General features: G+C 71.7%; 18 protein-coding genes. 9 read left to right on the forward strand and 9 right to left on the reverse strand.

Features of this window, described 5'->3' with window-relative positions; all coding sequences use genetic code 11:
• Positions 1 to 6: 6 nt before the first annotated feature.
• The 3 genes from ispF to ACFYPN_RS26020 all read right to left on the reverse strand — a co-directional run bounded on the left by ispF (position 7) and on the right by ACFYPN_RS26020 (position 2,532).
• Entirely contained in the window at positions 7 to 576 is a 570-nt protein-coding gene (gene ispF, locus ACFYPN_RS26010; RefSeq protein WP_389301400.1) for a 2-C-methyl-D-erythritol 2,4-cyclodiphosphate synthase, read from the reverse strand.
• Positions 566 to 1,402, reverse strand: a complete 837-nt coding sequence (gene ispD, locus ACFYPN_RS26015; RefSeq protein WP_389301403.1) for a 2-C-methyl-D-erythritol 4-phosphate cytidylyltransferase — start codon at positions 1,400 to 1,402, stop codon at positions 566 to 568. The genes ispF and ispD overlap by 11 nt, the downstream gene beginning before the upstream one ends.
• Positions 1,403 to 2,049: 647 nt before the next feature.
• Positions 2,050 to 2,532 carry a CarD family transcriptional regulator gene (locus tag ACFYPN_RS26020; protein ID WP_003953493.1) on the reverse strand — a complete coding sequence of 161 codons (483 nt, stop codon included), beginning with the start codon at positions 2,530 to 2,532 and terminating at the stop codon, positions 2,050 to 2,052.
• A 795-nt stretch (positions 2,533 to 3,327) separates the two neighbouring features.
• Here ACFYPN_RS26020 and ACFYPN_RS26025 point away from each other — a divergent pair.
• On the forward strand, positions 3,328 to 3,969 hold the full coding sequence (locus ACFYPN_RS26025; RefSeq protein ID WP_389301404.1) for a DUF461 domain-containing protein: 642 nt from the start codon (positions 3,328 to 3,330) through the stop codon (positions 3,967 to 3,969).
• Between the two features lie 99 nt (positions 3,970 to 4,068).
• On the opposite strand, the gene ACFYPN_RS26030 is transcribed toward ACFYPN_RS26025, so the two are convergent.
• Positions 4,069 to 4,749 carry a response regulator transcription factor gene (locus ACFYPN_RS26030; protein ID WP_275493488.1) on the reverse strand — a complete coding sequence of 227 codons (681 nt, stop codon included), beginning with the start codon at positions 4,747 to 4,749 and terminating at the stop codon, positions 4,069 to 4,071.
• On the reverse strand, positions 4,746 to 6,008 hold the full coding sequence (locus tag ACFYPN_RS26035; RefSeq protein WP_358759308.1) for an ATP-binding protein: 1,263 nt from the start codon (positions 6,006 to 6,008) through the stop codon (positions 4,746 to 4,748). The genes ACFYPN_RS26030 and ACFYPN_RS26035 overlap by 4 nt, the downstream gene beginning before the upstream one ends.
• Positions 6,009 to 6,204: 196 nt before the next feature.
• Here ACFYPN_RS26035 and phoU point away from each other — a divergent pair, with 196 nt between their 5' ends.
• Both phoU and ACFYPN_RS26045 read left to right on the forward strand, forming a co-directional pair.
• Positions 6,205 to 6,882 (forward strand): phosphate signaling complex protein PhoU, encoded by a 678-nt coding sequence (gene phoU / locus ACFYPN_RS26040; RefSeq protein ID WP_358759306.1) that lies wholly within the window; start codon positions 6,205 to 6,207, stop codon positions 6,880 to 6,882.
• 227 nt (positions 6,883 to 7,109) lie between these two features.
• The gene (locus ACFYPN_RS26045; RefSeq protein WP_266705998.1) at positions 7,110 to 7,259 is read left to right on the forward strand and encodes a hypothetical protein; all 150 of its coding nucleotides are present in this window, start codon (positions 7,110 to 7,112) and stop codon (positions 7,257 to 7,259) included.
• A 121-nt stretch (positions 7,260 to 7,380) separates the two neighbouring features.
• On the opposite strand, the gene ACFYPN_RS26050 is transcribed toward ACFYPN_RS26045, so the two are convergent.
• Entirely contained in the window at positions 7,381 to 8,796 is a 1,416-nt protein-coding gene (locus ACFYPN_RS26050) for an MDR family MFS transporter (RefSeq protein ID WP_389301409.1), read from the reverse strand.
• A 270-nt stretch (positions 8,797 to 9,066) separates the two neighbouring features.
• Here ACFYPN_RS26050 and ACFYPN_RS26055 point away from each other — a divergent pair, with 270 nt between their 5' ends.
• The 5 genes from ACFYPN_RS26055 (at position 9,067) to ACFYPN_RS26075 (ending at position 12,987) form a co-directional block, all read left to right on the forward strand.
• Positions 9,067 to 9,828, forward strand: a complete 762-nt coding sequence (locus ACFYPN_RS26055) for a phosphoglyceromutase (RefSeq protein ID WP_266706002.1) — start codon at positions 9,067 to 9,069, stop codon at positions 9,826 to 9,828.
• A gap of 243 nt (positions 9,829 to 10,071) precedes the next feature.
• Entirely contained in the window at positions 10,072 to 11,337 is a 1,266-nt protein-coding gene (locus ACFYPN_RS26060) for a glycosyltransferase family 4 protein (protein ID WP_389301412.1), read from the forward strand.
• Positions 11,334 to 12,302 (forward strand): hypothetical protein, encoded by a 969-nt coding sequence (locus ACFYPN_RS26065; protein ID WP_389301414.1) that lies wholly within the window; start codon positions 11,334 to 11,336, stop codon positions 12,300 to 12,302. The genes ACFYPN_RS26060 and ACFYPN_RS26065 overlap by 4 nt, the downstream gene beginning before the upstream one ends.
• Positions 12,303 to 12,499: 197 nt before the next feature.
• Positions 12,500 to 12,748 carry a hypothetical protein gene (locus ACFYPN_RS26070; RefSeq protein ID WP_358759299.1) on the forward strand — a complete coding sequence of 83 codons (249 nt, stop codon included), beginning with the start codon at positions 12,500 to 12,502 and terminating at the stop codon, positions 12,746 to 12,748.
• The gene (locus ACFYPN_RS26075; protein WP_358759298.1) at positions 12,745 to 12,987 is read left to right on the forward strand and encodes a hypothetical protein; all 243 of its coding nucleotides are present in this window, start codon (positions 12,745 to 12,747) and stop codon (positions 12,985 to 12,987) included. Before ACFYPN_RS26070 ends, ACFYPN_RS26075 begins: the two co-directional genes overlap by 4 nt.
• Positions 12,988 to 13,127: 140 nt before the next feature.
• Here ACFYPN_RS26075 and ACFYPN_RS26080 read toward each other — a convergent pair whose 3' ends face one another.
• Entirely contained in the window at positions 13,128 to 13,937 is an 810-nt protein-coding gene (locus tag ACFYPN_RS26080; RefSeq protein ID WP_389301418.1) for a hypothetical protein, read from the reverse strand.
• A gap of 284 nt (positions 13,938 to 14,221) precedes the next feature.
• Here ACFYPN_RS26080 and ACFYPN_RS26085 point away from each other — a divergent pair, with 284 nt between their 5' ends.
• Positions 14,222 to 15,208, forward strand: a complete 987-nt coding sequence (locus ACFYPN_RS26085; RefSeq protein ID WP_389301551.1) for a phosphotransferase family protein — start codon at positions 14,222 to 14,224, stop codon at positions 15,206 to 15,208.
• A gap of 40 nt (positions 15,209 to 15,248) precedes the next feature.
• Here ACFYPN_RS26085 and ACFYPN_RS26090 read toward each other — a convergent pair whose 3' ends face one another.
• A complete protein-coding gene (locus tag ACFYPN_RS26090) occupies positions 15,249 to 16,826 on the reverse strand; it encodes a hypothetical protein (protein WP_389301420.1) in 1,578 nt (525 codons plus the stop codon).
• 102 nt (positions 16,827 to 16,928) lie between these two features.
• The gene (locus ACFYPN_RS26095; protein ID WP_358759291.1) at positions 16,929 to 17,441 is read right to left on the reverse strand and encodes a YbjN domain-containing protein; all 513 of its coding nucleotides are present in this window, start codon (positions 17,439 to 17,441) and stop codon (positions 16,929 to 16,931) included.
• Positions 17,442 to 17,517: the final 76 nt, after the last annotated feature.

The raw sequence follows: 17,517 nt of genomic DNA on the forward strand, positions 1-17,517 counted from the left end.
CCGGGCTCAGGAGGCTCGGTAGACCAGCGCGGTGGCGATCCCCGCGATGCCCTCGCCCCGCCCGGTGAAGCCGAGGCCGTCCGAGGTGGCGGCGGAGAGCGAGACGGGCGCGCCGACGGCCGCCGAGAGCACCTGCTGGGCCTCCTCCCGGCGCTTGCCGATCTTGGGCCGTACCCCGACGACCTGCACGGCGACGTTGCTGATCTCGAAGCCGGCCGCCCGCACGATGCGCGCCGCCTCGGTCAGCAGCGTGACGCCGGAGGCGCCGGACCACTCCGGGCGTCCGGTGCCGAAGTGCTGCCCCAGATCGCCGAGGCCGGCGGCGGAGAAGAGGGCATTGCAGGCGGCGTGCGCGACGACGTCCGCGTCGGAGTGCCCGGCCAGACCGGGGCCCTCGCCCTCCCACCGGAGGCCGGCGCACCAGAGTTCGCGGCCCTCCTCGAAGGCGTGGATGTCGGTCCCGATCCCGACGAGCGGGATCACGGGGCGGGGGCCGTGCTGCGCGTCGGGACGCCGGTCGGGGTGGTGCTGGGGGTTCTGCTCGGGGTGCTGCTCGGGGTGCTGTTCAGAAACCATCGTTCGCCCTCCGGCGTGCGAGTACCGCTTCGGCCAGCAGGAGGTCGAGCGGCCGGGTCACCTTGAACGCCTCTTCGTGGCCGGGCACCACGACGACCGGCTCGCCGAGACGCTCCACCATGCCCGCGTCGTCGGTGGCGCCCTCGCCGTCGAACACCACGGTCGCGTGCGCCCGCACCAACGTCTCCCGGTCGAAGCCCTGCGGGGTCTGGACTGCTCGCAGCCTGGCCCGTACGGGGGTCGAGAGCACCGGCTCCGGGACGCCCGGCACCGCGGCGGGCTCGACCTCCTTGACGGTGTCGGCGAGCGGCACGGCGGGCACCACGGCCGGGGCGCCGCCGCGGACCGCCTCGATGACCGCGTCTACGCTCTCGACCGGCACGAGGGGTCGGGCCGCGTCGTGCACCAGGACCGTGGTCACGTCCTCGGGCAGCACCTCCAGGCCGAGGCGGACGGACTCCTGGCGGGTCTCACCACCGGGCACCACCACGTAGTCGGTGCGCTCGGGCAGGGCGTGCGTGTCGAGCAGGTTCTTCACGGCGGCGGCGCCGTCCGGCGGGGCGACCACCACGACGAGCGAGACGGCGCGCGAGGCCGCCATCGCCCGCACGGCGTGGATCAGCATCGGCGTCCCGCTCAGTGCGCGCAGCGCCTTGGGCGCGCCGGGGCCGAGCCGGACTCCCCGGCCGGCCGCCGGGACGACGGCGGCGGTCCGCCCAAGCCGCTCCGGCCGGGCGGAACCTCCGCCCGGGGCGGCTGCGGCGGGCGCCTGCGCGGCCGTGGGGGCCTGTGGCCCCTGGGGCTGTGGCCCCTGGGGCTGTGGCATGTCGGGCGGTGACGTGGGTGACATCGGTTGCACTCCGAAGCTTCGGCAGGTTTGTTGCCACGGCCGACGTGGGTAGGGCACGGGGCGAGCCGCCGTACGGCCTGCCTCGGTCCGGACCCCTTCCGTGACCCGGTCGAGCGAGTCGTGGCGGCGGCGCGGGGCGGCCGGTGCGTCGACCGGCCGAGAGGGACGCTAGTACCCCTCACGGCAGGGTCTGCCCCGTAGCGGCACCGAGGGTCCTCCCGCAGCACAGGGGCCCGGCGCGATCACCACCGGGTATTCGGCTGAATTCAGCCGCATCCCGGTGGCCGAAAAAGAATCTTGAAAGCGCCGGGTGTCCGGCAGCCGCCCCGGGTGAATCCGGTGCGGCGGGTTCCGCCGCATCGGAACCCGTCGTACCGGAGAGCCGCGCGCCGAGACCCGAAGTCGGGGGTGCGGGGCATTGCGGGGGCATGAAAGGTTCCGGCGTGAGCAGAAGACGCATCATGCCCGTACCGCGCACGCGTCCGGAACACGGTCACCCCCGACGGACACCAGTCCGGGGCTTCGGCCAGAACGCGAACATGCCGCAGCGCCCGGGGACTCGCCGTTCATCACGGCTGGTCAGCGGGCACCACGGCATATTCGTAGGACCGGTGTGATCCGGTTCAGGACGCGAGAACCTCGTCAAGCAGGGCTTCGGCCTTGTCCTCGTTCGTGTTCTCCGCGAGAGCGAGCTCACTCACCAGGATCTGGCGGGCCTTGGCGAGCATGCGCTTTTCTCCGGCGGAGAGTCCGCGCTCGCGCTCGCGACGCCACAGGTCACGCACTACTTCCGCGACCTTGATGACATCGCCAGAGGCGAGCTTCTCCAGATTTGCCTTGTAACGACGAGACCAGTTCGTCGGCTCTTCGGCGTACGGTGCACGCAGCACCTCGAAGACCCGGTCCAGCCCGTCCTGCCCGACCACGTCGCGCACGCCTACGAACTCCGCATTGTCCGCCGGCACACGAACCGTCAAGTCGCCCTGGGCGACCTTGAGCACCAAGTAGGTCTTGTCCACGCCTTTGATCTGGCGAGTTTCGATAGCCTCGATCAGCGCGGCCCCGTGATGGGGATAGACCACGGTGTCGCCAACCTTGAACGTCATGTGACAGGTACCCCTTCCGTGGCTATCCAGGGTAACACGAGAACGGCGACTCCTGAATGGCGTTTTCGCAGGTCAGGGCATATCTCGGGGCTTGACAACAGCATCCGGAACGTGCTGCGCGGGCCTTCATCGAGACGGTATTCGCAGGTCGGAGCCGTTGTACGACCGGCCGGAAACGCGCTGTTCCCGCACCCGGGAACTCTGTCCGAACGGGTTAAAGATCCCGTTTTGCCGGATTCGGGGAGCCGTACATTCTTCCGTACGTTCGGAGATCGATCACACGATCGACGGAGTTTCGCCGACTCATTGAAATTGATCAAGCAGCTCTTCGCAACGGTCATGACAACCGCGACGACAACGAGGGCGACAACAGCCCGACAACGGCCTCACGCTTTTCCGCCGACGAATGCGCCACCGCCGGGAAAATCGATCATTCGTGTTATGTGAACGCCGGGTGCCGGAGAGTGCCCGTCACGCCGACCCTGCCCGGAGAGAGGCCGGCCCGGACGCGGCCGGGGGGCCGGAGCCGGTCGGGGCACCGGCTCGCGACTCGTGGCTCGCGGCTCGCGGCTCGCGGCTCATGGCTCGCGGCTCGCGGCTCGTGGCGAAGAGCCGTGGGGCAAAGGGGCGGGTCGGGTGCGAGGCGCGAGCGGCGGCTCGGTAGCCTAAGGCCGCTGACACACCCTTAGGGCGGCTTTACGTCACTCGGTCCGCCGCCCTGCGCGGTCGTGCAGTGCACCTGCGCACCACGTCCGTAGTCCGCAGAAACCGAACGTTCAAGGAGTTGCCGCCGCCGTGAGCCGCAGCCTTCGACACGGCGCTCTCGCCGCCACTGCCCTCGTGATCTCGATCGCCTCGCTGTCCGCGTGCGCCGCGGGCAACAACGCAGCAACGCTCCAGGTCCGGCCGGACAACGCCGCCACCTCGGTCGGCGACATCAAGATCCAGAACGTGAACGTCGTCACCCAGCCCGAGCACGACGCCGAGGGACCCGCCGTGGTCACCGGTGCCGTGTTCAACCAGGGCACCAAGGACGAGACGCTGGAAGCCATCACGCTGCCCCGGTCCAGCACCGAGGTGAAGCTGCACGCCGCCAAGGGCGGCGGGCCGCTCGTGGTCCCGGCCGGCGGCAAGGTGATCCTCGGCGGTGAGGGCAATGCCTCCGCCGTCATCGCCCACGGCCGCCAGGCCACCCAGGACGGCAACGTCGAGCAGGTCGTCTTCCGCCTCAGCGAGAGCGGCGACATCGCCATCGGCGCCCTCGTCGTCCCGTCCGGCTCGTACTTCGAGGGCTTCGGGCCGAGCGCGCTGCCCTCCGCCGCCGCGTCGCCCGACGCCTCGGCTTCCCCGGACGCCTCCGCGTCCCCGGACGCCTCCGCGAGCCCCGACGCCTCCGCGAGCCCGGCCGGCGGCGAGACGTCCCCCGCCGCCGAGTGAGCTCCGCTCCACCGCGTTCGTGGCCCAACGAGTGAAGGGCGCCTTCCCCGAGGGGAGGCGCCCTTCGCTCATCCGTCCGCCCGATGGCCGTCCACCGGTTTACGGCTCGAACTTGTAGCCCAGGCCGCGGACCGTCACCAGGTAGCGCGGGGCGCCCGGGTCGGGCTCGATCTTGGCGCGCAGCCGCTTCACGTGGACGTCGAGGGTCTTGGTGTCGCCCACGTAGTCGGCGCCCCAGACCCGGTCGATGAGCTGCATGCGGGTCAGCACGCGGCCCGCGTTCCGCAGCAGCATCTCCAGGAGGTCGAACTCCTTGAGCGGGAGGTCCACCTTGCCGCCGGAGACGGTGACCACGTGACGGTCGACGTCCATCCGGACCGGGCCCGCCTCCAGGGCGGCCGGCGTGATCTCCTCCGGCTCGCCGCGCCGGCGCAGCACCGCGCGGATGCGCGCCACCAGCTCGCGCGAGGAGAACGGCTTGGTGACGTAGTCGTCGGCTCCTATCTCCAGACCGACCACCTTGTCGATCTCGCTGTCCTTGGCGGTGACCATGATCACCGGGACGTTGGAGCGGTTGCGCAGCTGGCGGCAGACCTCGGTACCGGGCAGGCCCGGCAGCATGAGGTCGAGCAGGACGAGGTCGGCGCCGTTGCGGTCGAACTCGTCGAGACCGTCGGGACCCGTCGCCGCCACGGCGACCTCGAAACCCTCCTTGCGCAGCATGTAGGACAGGACGTCGCTGAAGGATTCCTCATCCTCGACGACAAGCACTCGGGTCACGGAAGAGCCTCCGGGGCAGGAAAGGGTTCAAAAGCAGCTGTTTCGAACGGTCCCTCGTCGTCACCGTTGACGAGGAGTGGGCCGCCGGTGGTGCGTTCCCGTACGGTGCCCGACTCGGGCAGCCGAAGGGTAAAGGTGGAGCCCTGTCCCTCGGAGCTCCAGACGGTGACCTCCCCGCCGTGCGAGGCGGCCACATGCTTGACGATGGCGAGCCCGAGGCCGGTGCCACCGGTGGCCCGCGAACGGGCCGGGTCGACGCGGTAGAACCGTTCGAAGACCCGGTCCCGGTCCTTCTCGGAGATACCCATGCCCTGGTCCGTCACGGCGAGCTCGATCAGGGGCCGGCCCTGTCCGGTCACCCGCCGGACGGCGATCCCGACACGGGTACGGGCGGGGCTGTAGTTGACGGCGTTCTCGACCAGGTTGCCGAGGGCTGCCGCGAGCTGGCCGCGGTTGCCCCAGACGGAGAGGTCGCTGGTGCCGCCGGCGGCCATGGTGATCTCCTTCGACCCGGCCGGCTGGCGGCAGCGGTCGATGGCCTCGGCGACGAGTTCGTCCACCCGGACGGGCTCGGCGTCCTCCAGCGGGTCGTCGTTCTGGACCCGGGAGAGGTCGATCAGTTCCTGGACGAGGTTGGTGAGCCGGGTCGCCTCGATCTGCATCCGGCCCGCGAAGCGTTCGACGGCTTCCCGGTCGTCGGAGGCCTCCAGGACCGCCTCCGACAGCAGGGAGAGCGCGCCGGTCGGCGTCTTCAGTTCGTGGCTGACGTTCGCGACGAAGTCGCGCCGTACCGCCTCTATCCGCCGCGACTCGGTCAGGTCCTCGACCAGCAGGAGCACCAGCCGGGAGCCCAGCGGGGCGACCCGGGCGGAGACGGCGAGGGCGTCGCCCCGGCCGGTGCCGCGTCGGGGCAGCTCCAGCTCGACCTGCCGTATCTCGCCGTCCCTGCGGGTGTCCCGGGTCATCTGGAGCATCTGGTCGACGGCCAGCCGGCCGCCGCGGACCAGGCCCAGCGCGTACGCGGCGGAACTGGCCTTCACCACGCCGTCGCTCTCGTCGAGCACGACGGCGGACGAGCTGAGGACGGAGAGGACCGTGTCGACTCCGGGGGGCAGGGTGGCACTGGTGTCGGGCCGCAGGGAGGCGCGCGTGGGCTTCTTCAGCTCTCGCTCGCTCCAGCGGAACGCCAGCATCGCGATCACACCGGTGCACAGCCCGGCGATCGCGGCTGCTGCGGCGACCGCCGCGTTCACGTCCATGTCGTCCAGGTTATGCGTCGATGCGCACGCTCTCACAGCCATACGAGTGCCTGCTCGAACACTCGTCGCCCAGAGTTCACCGAGGGTATGGGGGTGGTTCACTTCGGCGGACCGATTCCGACGCGTTCCCCCCTCACCGTGGGAGCGTGGGGTTCGAGCCAGAGACCCCGGCCATCAGGACTGGAGAGGGACTTCCATGCGCGACGCCTACCACGAGGAACTCGACTCGATCGGCGAGGACCTGGTCGAGATGGCCCGGCTCGTCGGGTCGGCGATCGGACGGGCCACCACGGCCATGCTCGACGCCGACCTCACTCTCGCGGAGACGGTCATCGCCGCGGACCAGCGGGTCGACGACCTCCAGCACGAACTGGAGGCGCGCGCCATCGCCCTCCTCGCCCGGCAGCAGCCGGTCGCGACCGACCTGCGGATCGTGGTCACCTCGCTCCGCATGAGCGCCGACCTGGAGCGCTCGGGCGACCTCGCCCAGCACGTCGCCAAGCTGGCCCGGCTCCGCTTCCCGGCGAAGGCCGTTCCGCACGACCTGCACGCGACCATCCTGGAGATGGGACAGCTGGCGCAGCGGCTGATGGCGAAGGCCGCCGAGGTGATCATCACGAAGGACGTCGACCTTGCCCTCCAGCTGGAGCAGGACGACGACGAGATGGACCTGCTGCACCGTGCGCTCTTCCAGCACCTGATGGACGACCGCTGGCAGCACGGCATCGAGACCGCGGTCGACGTGACCCTGCTCGGCCGCTACTACGAGCGCTTCGCCGACCACGCCGTCTCGGTCGCCAAGCGCGTCGTCTACCTCGTGACGGGCGAGCACGCCGACGAACTCCAGGCCCCGACCTCGGTCGAGGGCGCGTAACCGGCGCGGGCGGGGCGGACGGACGATCCCGTACGGCCCCGCCCGGTCGGGCGGGGGGAAGAAGCACGGCAATCCCTGCGCGTGTGCGCCGTTGATGCGCCCGCCCGGCTGGGCATGCAATGGACGGGGGCCGGGCCGAGCCCGTACGCCCCTGTCGTGCGCACCGGGCGTACGACACCGGTGGCGGCTTCGGAGCGCGGCCGGTGGTACGCGTTGAGGAGGACCTCATGGCACATGCGGCCGATTCCCCCCTGCCCGACCCCGAGCAGGAGACCCCGACCGAAGTGGTGCGCCTGACCGTGCTCGGCGCCTGCGGCTGCGGCTCCGGCTGCGGTTGCGGCTGCCAGTCCGGTTCGCCCTGTCAGTGCGGCGGCTGACCGGCCCCGGTCCCGAGGACGGCGAGCGACGCCGCGATGGCGTCCGCGCGGGGAGCCGGCAGGCTCCGCGGGGCGGGCGCCGTCGCGGGCGGTCCCGCGGTGCGCCGTCCCAGCCCCCGGGTCAGCAGCGCTCCGGGGCGTGCAGCGCCTCGACGGCCACCGCCGCTTCCGCTGCCGGTACGGCATCCAGCGGCACGGCCGTCGCGGGTACGGCCGTCAGGGGTGCGGCCTGCACGGGTGCGGCCTTCACAGGTGCGGCAGCCGTCAGCGGTACGGCCTGCACGCCGTTCTTCGCGACCCGGTCGCCCGCCTCCTCCCCCGCCGACAGGTTCCGCATCAGCAGCCAGTAACCGAGGGCGGTCACCGTGCCGAGCAGGGCGCAGGTCATCCAGAGCCAGGACGCGCCCCAGTGGTCGATCACGACGCCGGACATCAGCGGGGCGACCAGCGCCGCCACCGACCAGGACATCGAGTACATCCCCTGGTAGCGGCCCCGCCCGTGGGCCGGCGACAGCTTCACCACCAGTCCGGACTGGGTCGGGGCGTTGACGATCTCGCCCAGGGTCCAGACGCACACCGTCAGCGCGTACGCGGCGACCGAGCCCGCGAAGGCCGTCAGCCCGAAGCCGTACCCGGCGAAGAGCGTCGAGACGATGAGGAGTTGACGTGGGTCGCGACGCTCGATGAAGCGGGTCAGGGGGATCTGGAGGACGACGATCAGCAGCCCGTTGACGGCGATCGCGGTGCCGAAGTCGGAGCTGGTGAGCCCGTCCGCGCCCATCGCCACCGGCAGGCCCACGTACCCCTGCTGGGTGATCAGCGCGACCATGAACGAGAGCCCGACCACCCCCATGAACCGTCCGTCCCGCAGCACGTCCGTGAGCCGTACCCCGACCGGCCCGGTGGTCCGCCCGCCGGAGGCGGAGGCCGCCGGGGCGTGGTCCGGCTTGGACTCCGGCACCTTCAGGAAGACGACGGCTGCGCAGCACAGGGTCAGGACCGCCTCCACGAGGAAGCCGATCCGGTAGCTGTACTCGGCGATGAACCCCGCCCCGGTGGACGAAACGGCGAAGCCGAGGTTGATGGCCCAGTAGTTCAGCGAGAAGGCCCGTACCCGGTCCTTCGGCGCGACGATGTCCGCCATCATCGCCTGGACCGCCGGGCGTGAAGCGTTGCTCGCCATGCCGACGACGAACGCGACGCCCGCGATGGCGACCGGGTTCTCCATGAACCCGAGCACGGCCACCGAGAGCGCCGTCGAGACCTGCGCGATCAGCATGGTCGGCCGCCGGCCGAGCCGGTCGGCCATCACCCCGGCGCCGAGCGAGGAGATGACTCCGCCGAGGCCGTGCAGCGACGCCACCAGACCGGCGTACGAGGCCGAGTAACCCCGGTCCAGGGTCAGGTAGAGCGCCATGAAGGTGGCGACGAACGCACCGAGCCGGTTGACCAGGGTGCTGGTCCACAACCACCAGAACTCCCGGGGCATCCCGGACACCGCGTCGCGCGCGGCTCTTCGTAGACCGGCGACGGACATGCGGGGACTCCCAGGGCAGTTGGAACACGTGCGGGACGAATGCCGCACGGGTCCGCCCGGTAAGGCCCGGTAAGCGGTACGGCAGCGGATCGAACATTACGAAGGACGGCTCCCCGGTCGCCACTCGTTTGACGGCTGCCGTCAATCGTCGGCCCGGTCCTCCCCGCGAGAACCCCTCATGTGCGCCCCTCACCGCTCGCCTGTGTACCTGTTTGTCCGTCCAGTGGCCGGACGCGCGGAGGGGGTCCAGGTTCGATTACGCTCGGGCTCATGGCCGACGCGACGTACAAGCTGATCCTCCTCCGCCACGGCGAGAGCGAGTGGAACGCGAAGAACCTGTTCACCGGTTGGGTGGACGTGAACCTCACCGAAAAGGGCGAGAAGGAAGCGGTGCGCGGCGGTGAGCTGCTCAAGGACGCCGGGTACCTCCCCGACGTCCTGCACACCTCCCTCCAGAAGCGCGCCATCCGCACGGCCCAGCTCGCGCTGGAGGCCGCCGACCGCCACTGGATTCCCGTCCACCGCTCCTGGCGGCTGAACGAGCGCCACTACGGTGCGCTCCAGGGCAAGGACAAGGCCCAGACCCTCGCCGAGTTCGGCGAGGAGCAGTTCATGCTGTGGCGCCGCTCCTACGACACCCCGCCGCCCGTCCTGGAGGACGGCACGGAGTTCTCGCAGAGCGCCGACCCGCGCTACGCGACGATCCCCACCGAGCTGCGCCCGCGCACCGAGTGCCTCAAGGACGTCGTCGTCCGCATGCTGCCGTACTGGTACGACGGCATCGTCCCGGACCTGCTCGACGGCAAGACCGTCCTCGTGGCCGCCCACGGCAACAGCCTCCGCGGCCTGGTCAAGCACCTGGACGGCATCTCCGACGAGGAGATCTCGGGCCTCAACATCCCCACCGGCATCCCGCTCGTCTACGAGCTCGACGCCGATTTCAAGCCGGTCAAGCCGGGCGGCACGTACCTCGACCCGGACGCGGCGAAGGCCGCCATCGAGGCCGTGAAGAACCAGGGCAAGAAGAAGTAAGCACGCACACCGAGGCCCCCACCTGCGATTCCTTCGCGAGTGGGGGCCTTGTCGTTGCGGCGGACTGTCGGTGGGCCGCGTCAGTGGGCTGTCAGCGACCCTAGGACCCGCGTGGCGTCCCGCCCCCCACCTCCCCGAAGACGGTACCGCCGCGACCCGCCGCTTGGGCCGATCGGGCGTGCCCGCCCTTCACGAAGGAGTAACGGCCGCAACTACCGGGCGCCCGGCGCTGTCTTGCCGTTCATGAAGATTTCCTTCCTCATCCACAACGCGTACGGCATCGGGGGGACGATCTCCACCACGTTCAACCTGGCCCACGCACTGGCCGAGCGGCACGAGGTGGAGATCGTCTCGGTCAACCGGCACCGGGACACGCCCGCGTTCACGCTCGACCCGCGCATCAGGCTGCGTCCGCTGATCGACCTGCGGAAGGAGAAGGACCACCCGCTCTTCGGCCGGCCGTCGACGGCGTTTCCGCGGGCCGAGTACCGGTACGGGCAGTACAACGCGCTGACGGACCAGCGGATCGCCGAGTTCCTGACGGGGACGGACGCGGACGTCGCCATCGGTACGCGGGCCGGGCTCAATGTGCACCTCGCGCTCCAGGCCCCCGACCGCACGGTGCGGGTGGGGCAGGAGCACCTCACGGTGGAGAGCCACCCGCCCGCGCTGCGCCGCGTGCTGCGCCGGGCGTACCGGCGGCTGGACGCGCTGACCACCGTCACCGACGCGGACGCCGCTGCCTACCGGCGGACGATGCGGCTTCCGGGGGTACGCGTCGAGGCGCTGCCGAACAGCGTGCCGGACCCCTCGCTCCCGCCTGCGGACGGGAATTCCCGGGTGGTGGTCGCGGCCGGGCGGCTGGTGCGGGTGAAGCGGTACGACCTGCTCATCGAGGCGTTCGCCAAGGTCGCCGCCGAGCGCCCCGACTGGCAGCTGCGGATCTACGGCCGGGGCGAGGAACAGGACCGGCTGCGTCGCCTGGTGGACGAACTCGCCCTGCACAACAACGTGTTCCTCATGGGCGCCGCGGCCCCCATGGAGGCCGAGTGGGTCAAGGGGTCGATCGCGGCGGCGACGTCGAGCTTCGAGCCGTTCGGCATGACGATCGTCGAGGCGATGCGTTGCGGTCTCCCCGTGGTGAGTACCGACTGCCCGCACGGGCCCGCCGAGATCATCCGGCCCGGTGAGGACGGCCGGCTGGTACCGGTCGGGGACCGGGACGCGCTGGCCGGCGCGCTGCTCGACCTCGTCCGCGACGACGACCTCCGCCGCCGGATGGGCCGCGCCGCGCTGGAGAACTCCCGCCGGTACGCCCCGGGTCCGGTGGTCGCCCGGGCCGAGGCCCTGTTCGACGAGCTGACCGCCGCGCGTGCGGCCGGGCGCCCGGCCGCACCGGTCACCGGCGCGGCCCTCGCGCTGGGCCCGCGCGGGCACGCCGCCCGGGACACCCTGGACGCGACGGCACGCACCCTGCTGAAGACCGTACGGAAGGCGAAGCGGCGATGACGGAGATCAAGGTCACGGACGGCACCGATCCGGCGCCGGGCAGCGTGAACTCCAGGACCGGGCCCGGCGACAGGACCGGGGCCGGGGCAGGGGCAGGTGCCGGTGAACTCCCGCGCGCCGACTGCACGGTGGACGGGGACGGCCGGATGGAGGTGCGGCTCGCGCTCCGTACGGCGGAACGCCCCCGACTCCTCATGCGGTTGCGCCCGCCGAAGGGGAAGCCCGAGTCCACCACCCGGCTGCTCGACCTGGAGCCGGAAGGGTCCACCGACGCAACCGGCCGATGCTGGCAAGCCGTGCTCGCCCCGGAACCGGCGCTGGCGGAGGGGCGGTGGGACCTCTTCGTGCTGCCCGCACCGGACGGGGAGCGTACGCCCCTGCTGGCGGGCGTACGCGACCTGCGGGCGCTGCTGGCCGGCCGGGTGCCGGGGCGGACACCGCTGCCGCTCGCGGTGCGGGTCCCGTTCGCCACGCCGGACGGGACCCTCGCCGTACGGACCTGGCTGCGGACCGCGCACGCCGAGGTGGACCGCATCGAGGTGGGCGCCGACTCCACGACGGTGCGGGCACGCCTCTTCGGCGCCACGACGAGCTCCACGACAAGCACCGGCACGGACGCCACGACGGGCACCACAACGAACGCCGGTGCGGCAGCCGTGCTGCGTCTGCGGGGCCGCCCCGGGGAGGTGCGCGAGACCGGGGTGCACACGGAGGGGCCGGACGGCGTGCGGTTCACCTTCACTCAAAAGCAGTTGGTGGACACGCCGGACGGCGGCCCGGGGGTCTGGGACGTACTCGTCCGTACCGGTACGGGCGCGCGGCCGATCCGGGTGGGACGGCTGCTGGACGATGTCGCGGACCGCAAGAAGGTGTTCGTCCACCCGGCGGTCACTCTCAACGGGCTGACCGCACGCACCTATTACACGCTGGACAACGAGTTGTCGGTGGAGGTGACGGTCGACTGAGCCGCCGCCCGTGTCGCGAGGGCGCCGTCCGGCCCGGCTGCCGTACCGCCGAAGGAGTGGACGCACCCGTGTACTTGGCTTCTCCAGCCACTACCGTGGGGGGCGCCCGTCATGGCGCCCCTCGCGCGGACGTGCGCCGGTTCCTGCCGACAGGAACGGCAACGCTCGTCGGGAGCAAGGAGATCGGGGAGAGCAGAATGGGCGAGTCTCTGAAGACTTTCGTCGATGGTACCGAGGTGGAGGTGCCCAACAGCATCCCGGCCATCCGCGCCGCGCTCCCCGACGAGAGGCGCGACGAGTTCGACCGCGCCCTCAACGAGGCGGGGGTGCAGCAGATCCACGCGGTGATGCGGCACTGGATGCTGGAGGCCGTTCCCGATCCCGAGGCCGAACGCATCCTGGACCGACTGGCACGGGACGAGGCCGAGAGGCGGAGCGTGGCTTGAGTTTCCGTATCTCCTACGCCCCGCCGGCCGACGACACGCTGGCCAAGATGCGGGACGCCGAACCGTTCCGTGCCGAGATGGCCCGCACCCTGGGGCGGGCGCCGTACGGCCACGGCTCCACGGCGGTGAAGGACGAACGCGACCGACGCGAGGCGACGGTGGCGGGCGCGATCGTCCTGTACTACGTCTCCGGGTCGGTGCTCACGGTCACCGTCGTCCGCCTCGTACCGCTGCCCTGAACCCGGTTGGCCGGGACCACGGGGCGGTACGAGGGCGGTGCCGGCGTACGGCAGGGCGGCCCGGCCGGGACGCCTGCGCGCGTCACGACCGGGCCGCCCCGGTGTCCGACCCGCGGTCCGGCCCGAGGCCCGACCTCGGGTCAGGAGAGCTTCTTGACCTGCGCGTCGACGACCGAGGTCGGCTGCTCCAGCTTGACGTCCTTGCCCAGGGCCGCAGCCATGTTGATGGTGGTGAACGTGGTCACCGTGCTGCCCTGACGGACCACCACGAGGCCGAAGGGGATCTTGGTGCCTTCCTGCTCGGCGACCATGTTCCACGCTGCCGCCTCCTCGCCGCCGGCGACCTTCGCCTCGGTGATCCCTGAGAGCTTCTGCGCGTCGCCCTGCACGGTGGCGGTGAAGCCGGCGGTGCAGGCGGCGGCGGCCTTGCGGACGGCGGTGACCACGTCGGACGCGTCGCCCCCCTCGTACGAGGCGAGGTCGATCATCGTGGAGCTCACGTCCATCGACGCGTTCATCGCGTCGTCGATGTCCTTGTCCGACATGTCACCGGAGGTGTCGGCGTCCGACGCCTTCGGCTCTGTCGTCGCGGTGCGGGCGGTCGAGGCGACCGGCTTGCCCTGGGGCACCGCGAAGAGCGCGTGCGCGAAGGGCAGGCACTCGGCCTTGTCGGAGGTGACGTCCGCCGCCTTCAGGATGTCCTGGGCGCCGGCCTTCTCGATCTTGTGGTCCGCGACATCGCCGTCGGCCAGCGAGGCCTTCTCCAGCTCGGCGGCGGTCAATGCCTTGACGTCACTCTGCTCGGCGGCGGCGGGCGCCGACTTCGAGGAGTTCGGGGCCTCGCTCTTGCTGTCCGAGTCGTCCGACGAACCGCCGCAGGCGGAAGCCAGCAGGACCAGGGAGGCGACGGAAGCGGCGAGGGCGGAACGGCGGACGAGGGAAGCGCGCATGGTTCATTTCTCCTATTTCGGGAGCAACAACCCTCGCTCGGCCACCAGTTCACACCGGACTCGGCAGGATCGTCGCAGTCATCCACACCTTATGGTCGAAAATTTGCTCGACCATGGTTTCCCTTCCTCCCCTCCCGTGATTGTGATTCCACTGTGATCACCCTGTGAATTCACCGACCGATAAGGGAGCATTCATGTCTCGCGACCCCTCGGAGCAGCGGATTTCCCCCACCGAAGGACCGACGGAGTGCGAGCGCGCCTCCACCGGTGCCGGTGACCGCTCCATGACCGACCTGCGGGCTGCCGCGAGCGCCGCCGGGATCACCGCGGGGGACATCCTCGATCTGGAGCCCCTCACCGGTGGGACGTACAACACCGTCACCGGGATCACCCTCACCGACGGCCGCGCGTGGGTCCTCAAGACGCCACCCGCGCACCCCACCGGTCTCGGCTACGAGCGCGACCTGCTGGTCAACGAGGCGACCTTCTACCGCGCGGCCGCCGACCCCCGGGTCCCCGACGTCGTACGCGCCCAGCTCGCCCCCGCCGCGACGGGCGGCCCGTACCTGCTGATGACCCGCTGTCCGGGGCAGCCCTGGACCTCGGTCTCCGACCCGCTCCGGGCCGAGGAGCGGCTACGGCTCCGCGGCGAACTGGGCGGGGTCGTGGCGGGATTCCACGCCGTGACCGGTACGGACGGCTTCGGCTATCCCGCCGCCCCTCTGGGACCGCTCGCCGCGACCTGGCGGGAGGCGTTCTCCGCGATGACGGACGCGGTCCTCGCCGACGCGGACGCCTTCGGCGCCTGGCTCCCCGTCCCCTCGGCGCGCGTACGGGAGGTACTGGCCGGGGCCGCGTACGCCCTCGACGACGTCACCCGGCCCGCGCTCGTCCACTTCGACCTGTGGGACGGCAATCTGCTGGTCGACGGCGAGCCCGGGAACCGCCGCCTGGGCGGGGTCGTCGACGGGGAGCGCATGTTCTGGGGCGACCCGGTGGCCGACTTCGTCTCCCTGGCGCTGCTCGAAGACCTGGCGGAGGACACGGCGTTCCTCACGGGGTACGCCGCCGGGGGCGGTGACGCGGAGTTCACCCCGTCCGTACGGCTCCGCATCGCCCTGTACAGCGTCTACCTCTACCTGATCATGCTGGCGGAGGCGGTGCCCCGCGGCTACGACGCCGAGCAGCTGGGCTGGCTCCGCGCGGAGGTCGGGCCCCGGCTCGTGGCGGCGCTCGCCGACGCGGAGGGAGCGACTCGTACGCGGGCATGAAACCCGGCGCGCGGCACCGTGTGCTACGCGCCGGAGCCGCTCAAGGGCGTCCACCGTCCCGGCGCTCGCGGTCGGGCTCCGGCTCCGTGTCGTCGGTCTCGCGGGGTGCCACGTTGAGGAAGGGTTCGAACCAGACGGACGGCCGGAGGTCGCCGATGTGGAGCCGCTGGTTGACCTCGTCCTCCGGGTCCTCCACGCCGTCCAGACCGGCGTCGTAGAGCATCAGCACATCGGTGTCCTGGAAGAACATCTCGGCGCACCCGTCGAAGTCGTCGTCGTCCCGGTGGGCCGGGCGGCCCACGTCACCGGGGAAGCCCGTGGCGGCCCGCTCTTCCAGTGTCCCGCCTTCCGGCGCCCGACCTTCTCGCGCCGCCCGCGCCTCCACGGCGGCGCGCGCGTCCTCGATCGCGAGGTGCAGGGCCAACTCCTCGGCGGTGCAGCTGGGCTCGGGCCACCAGCCGTTCTCCAGGTCGCTCCCGATGTCCTCGACCGCCCGCACGAACCGCTGCCGCCACTCCGCGTCGGCGCCGAAGGTCACCCTCGGCAGGCGGGTGAAGAACCCGGCCCCCTCGCCGATCCCTCCGAGGGCGAGCGGGCGGTCACCGAGCGCCTCCGCGTGGTCGCGGGCGTCGCCGGCCAGTCGTCGCAGCGCCTCGTATAGGGCCGCGGCGGTACGGGGCGTGAGCTGCCACCGGCAGCGCTCCTGCTCACACTCCGGGTCCGTACAGTGCGGCGCCTCCACCTCGAACAGCGCCGCGAAGTCGGGGCGTTCCGCGTGCTGCCCGACCTCCTTGAGGTCCGCCACGAGCCCGGCCCGCGGAGGCTTCCCGTGCCGGTGCCAGCCGGAACCGAAGTCCGCCACCACTTCCTCCCGGCTCCAGCCCGCGACCTCGTCCCCGTCTTCCACGGTCAACCGGTACGCCTGGCTGCGGTCGGCGAGGGTGTCCGCCCCCGCTACAGCGCCCCCGCGCTCGGCGAGCCACAGGGTGGCGCCGATGAGGTCCTCGGGGTCGTGGGAGCCCAGCCGGTCGGCCGGCAGTGGTTCCCAGCCCTCGTCGGCGGCGGCGTTGAGCAGCGCCCGGCGGTCGTGCACATGGAACTCCCGGAGCAGCGCGATCCGGAAGACCGGGCCGTCGAGATCGGCGAGCCGGGCGTCCAGCGGAGCCCGCAGCCAGTGCCCGTCACCGTCCGGCCGCGCGAGTGGCGTCGGCGACCCCGGAGCCGCCCGCTCCGGGGGCGGCCCCCACTCAGGCGTGTCGCCCCCGTTCGACGGCCAGGCACCCGCGAGGGCACGGCCGACCGCGGTACGCAGGGAATCCGCCGCTTCGTCCGGCAACCGCCCGCACAGCTCCTCCAGCGGGCCGGCGTCCCACGCGTCGGCGGCGACGTGCAGTGCCCGTTGGAGCAGGCGGGCGGCTTCGTGGGCGAGTTCGGGCCTGCGGCAGCTCAGGACGGCGTGCAGGGAGGAGGGGGCCGAGTCGTGGTCCACCAGCGCGAGAACCCGGCTCCCGCCCGGAGTGTGCTCGCAGTGGAAACCGCGCGGCGCGGCGGGGCGGGGCTGACTGTGCACGCGGTCGCTCCGGGCAGACGGGTCGCTGACCACGAACGTCTGCCCCATGGGGCAGGGATGACACGCCGTCCGGACCTGCGGATACGCGCGGGCACCCGGTCAGCCGGGCGCCCGGTCAGCCAGTCGCCCGGTCGCCCGGCCGCCCCGGTGTCAGTCCGTGTCCGTACGCCGGGTCAGGTGGGCGAACGCGTCGAGGTTCCTGGTGGACTCGCCCCGCGAGATCCGCCAGGCGTACTCCTTGCGGATGGCGCTCGCGAAGCCCAGCTCCAGCAGGGTGTTGAACGCCCCGTCGGCCGCTTCGAGCACCGAGCCGAGCAGCCGGTCCAGCTCGTCCGGGGTGACCACCGCGAGCGGCAGTTTGCCGACGAGGTAGATGTCGCCGAGCCGGTCCACCGCGTAGCTCACGCCGAACAGGCGGAGGTTGCGTTCCAGCAGCCACCGGTGGACCGCCGCGTCGTTCTCGTCGGGGTGCCGGATGACGAAGGCGTTGAGGGAGAGGGAGTGCTTGCCGACGAGCAGCGAGCACGTGGTGGAGAGCTTGCGGGTGCCGGGGAGCTTCACGACGTAGTTGCCGGACTCCGGGCTCTCCCACTCCAGGCCGGCGTCACCGAGGGTCTCCTCGATGATCCGCGCCACTGCCGCTTCGTCCGCTGCCTCAGCCATGGTGCGAGCGTACGACAGCGGCTGCCCACGCACCCGCACCGGCTACCGACCGGTACGGTGCGTGGCCGGTGAGGGG

This window comes from Streptomyces sp. NPDC005576 (assembly GCF_042871745.1).
In the GTDB taxonomy this organism is placed as follows: Bacteria; Actinomycetota; Actinomycetes; order Streptomycetales; family Streptomycetaceae; genus Streptomyces.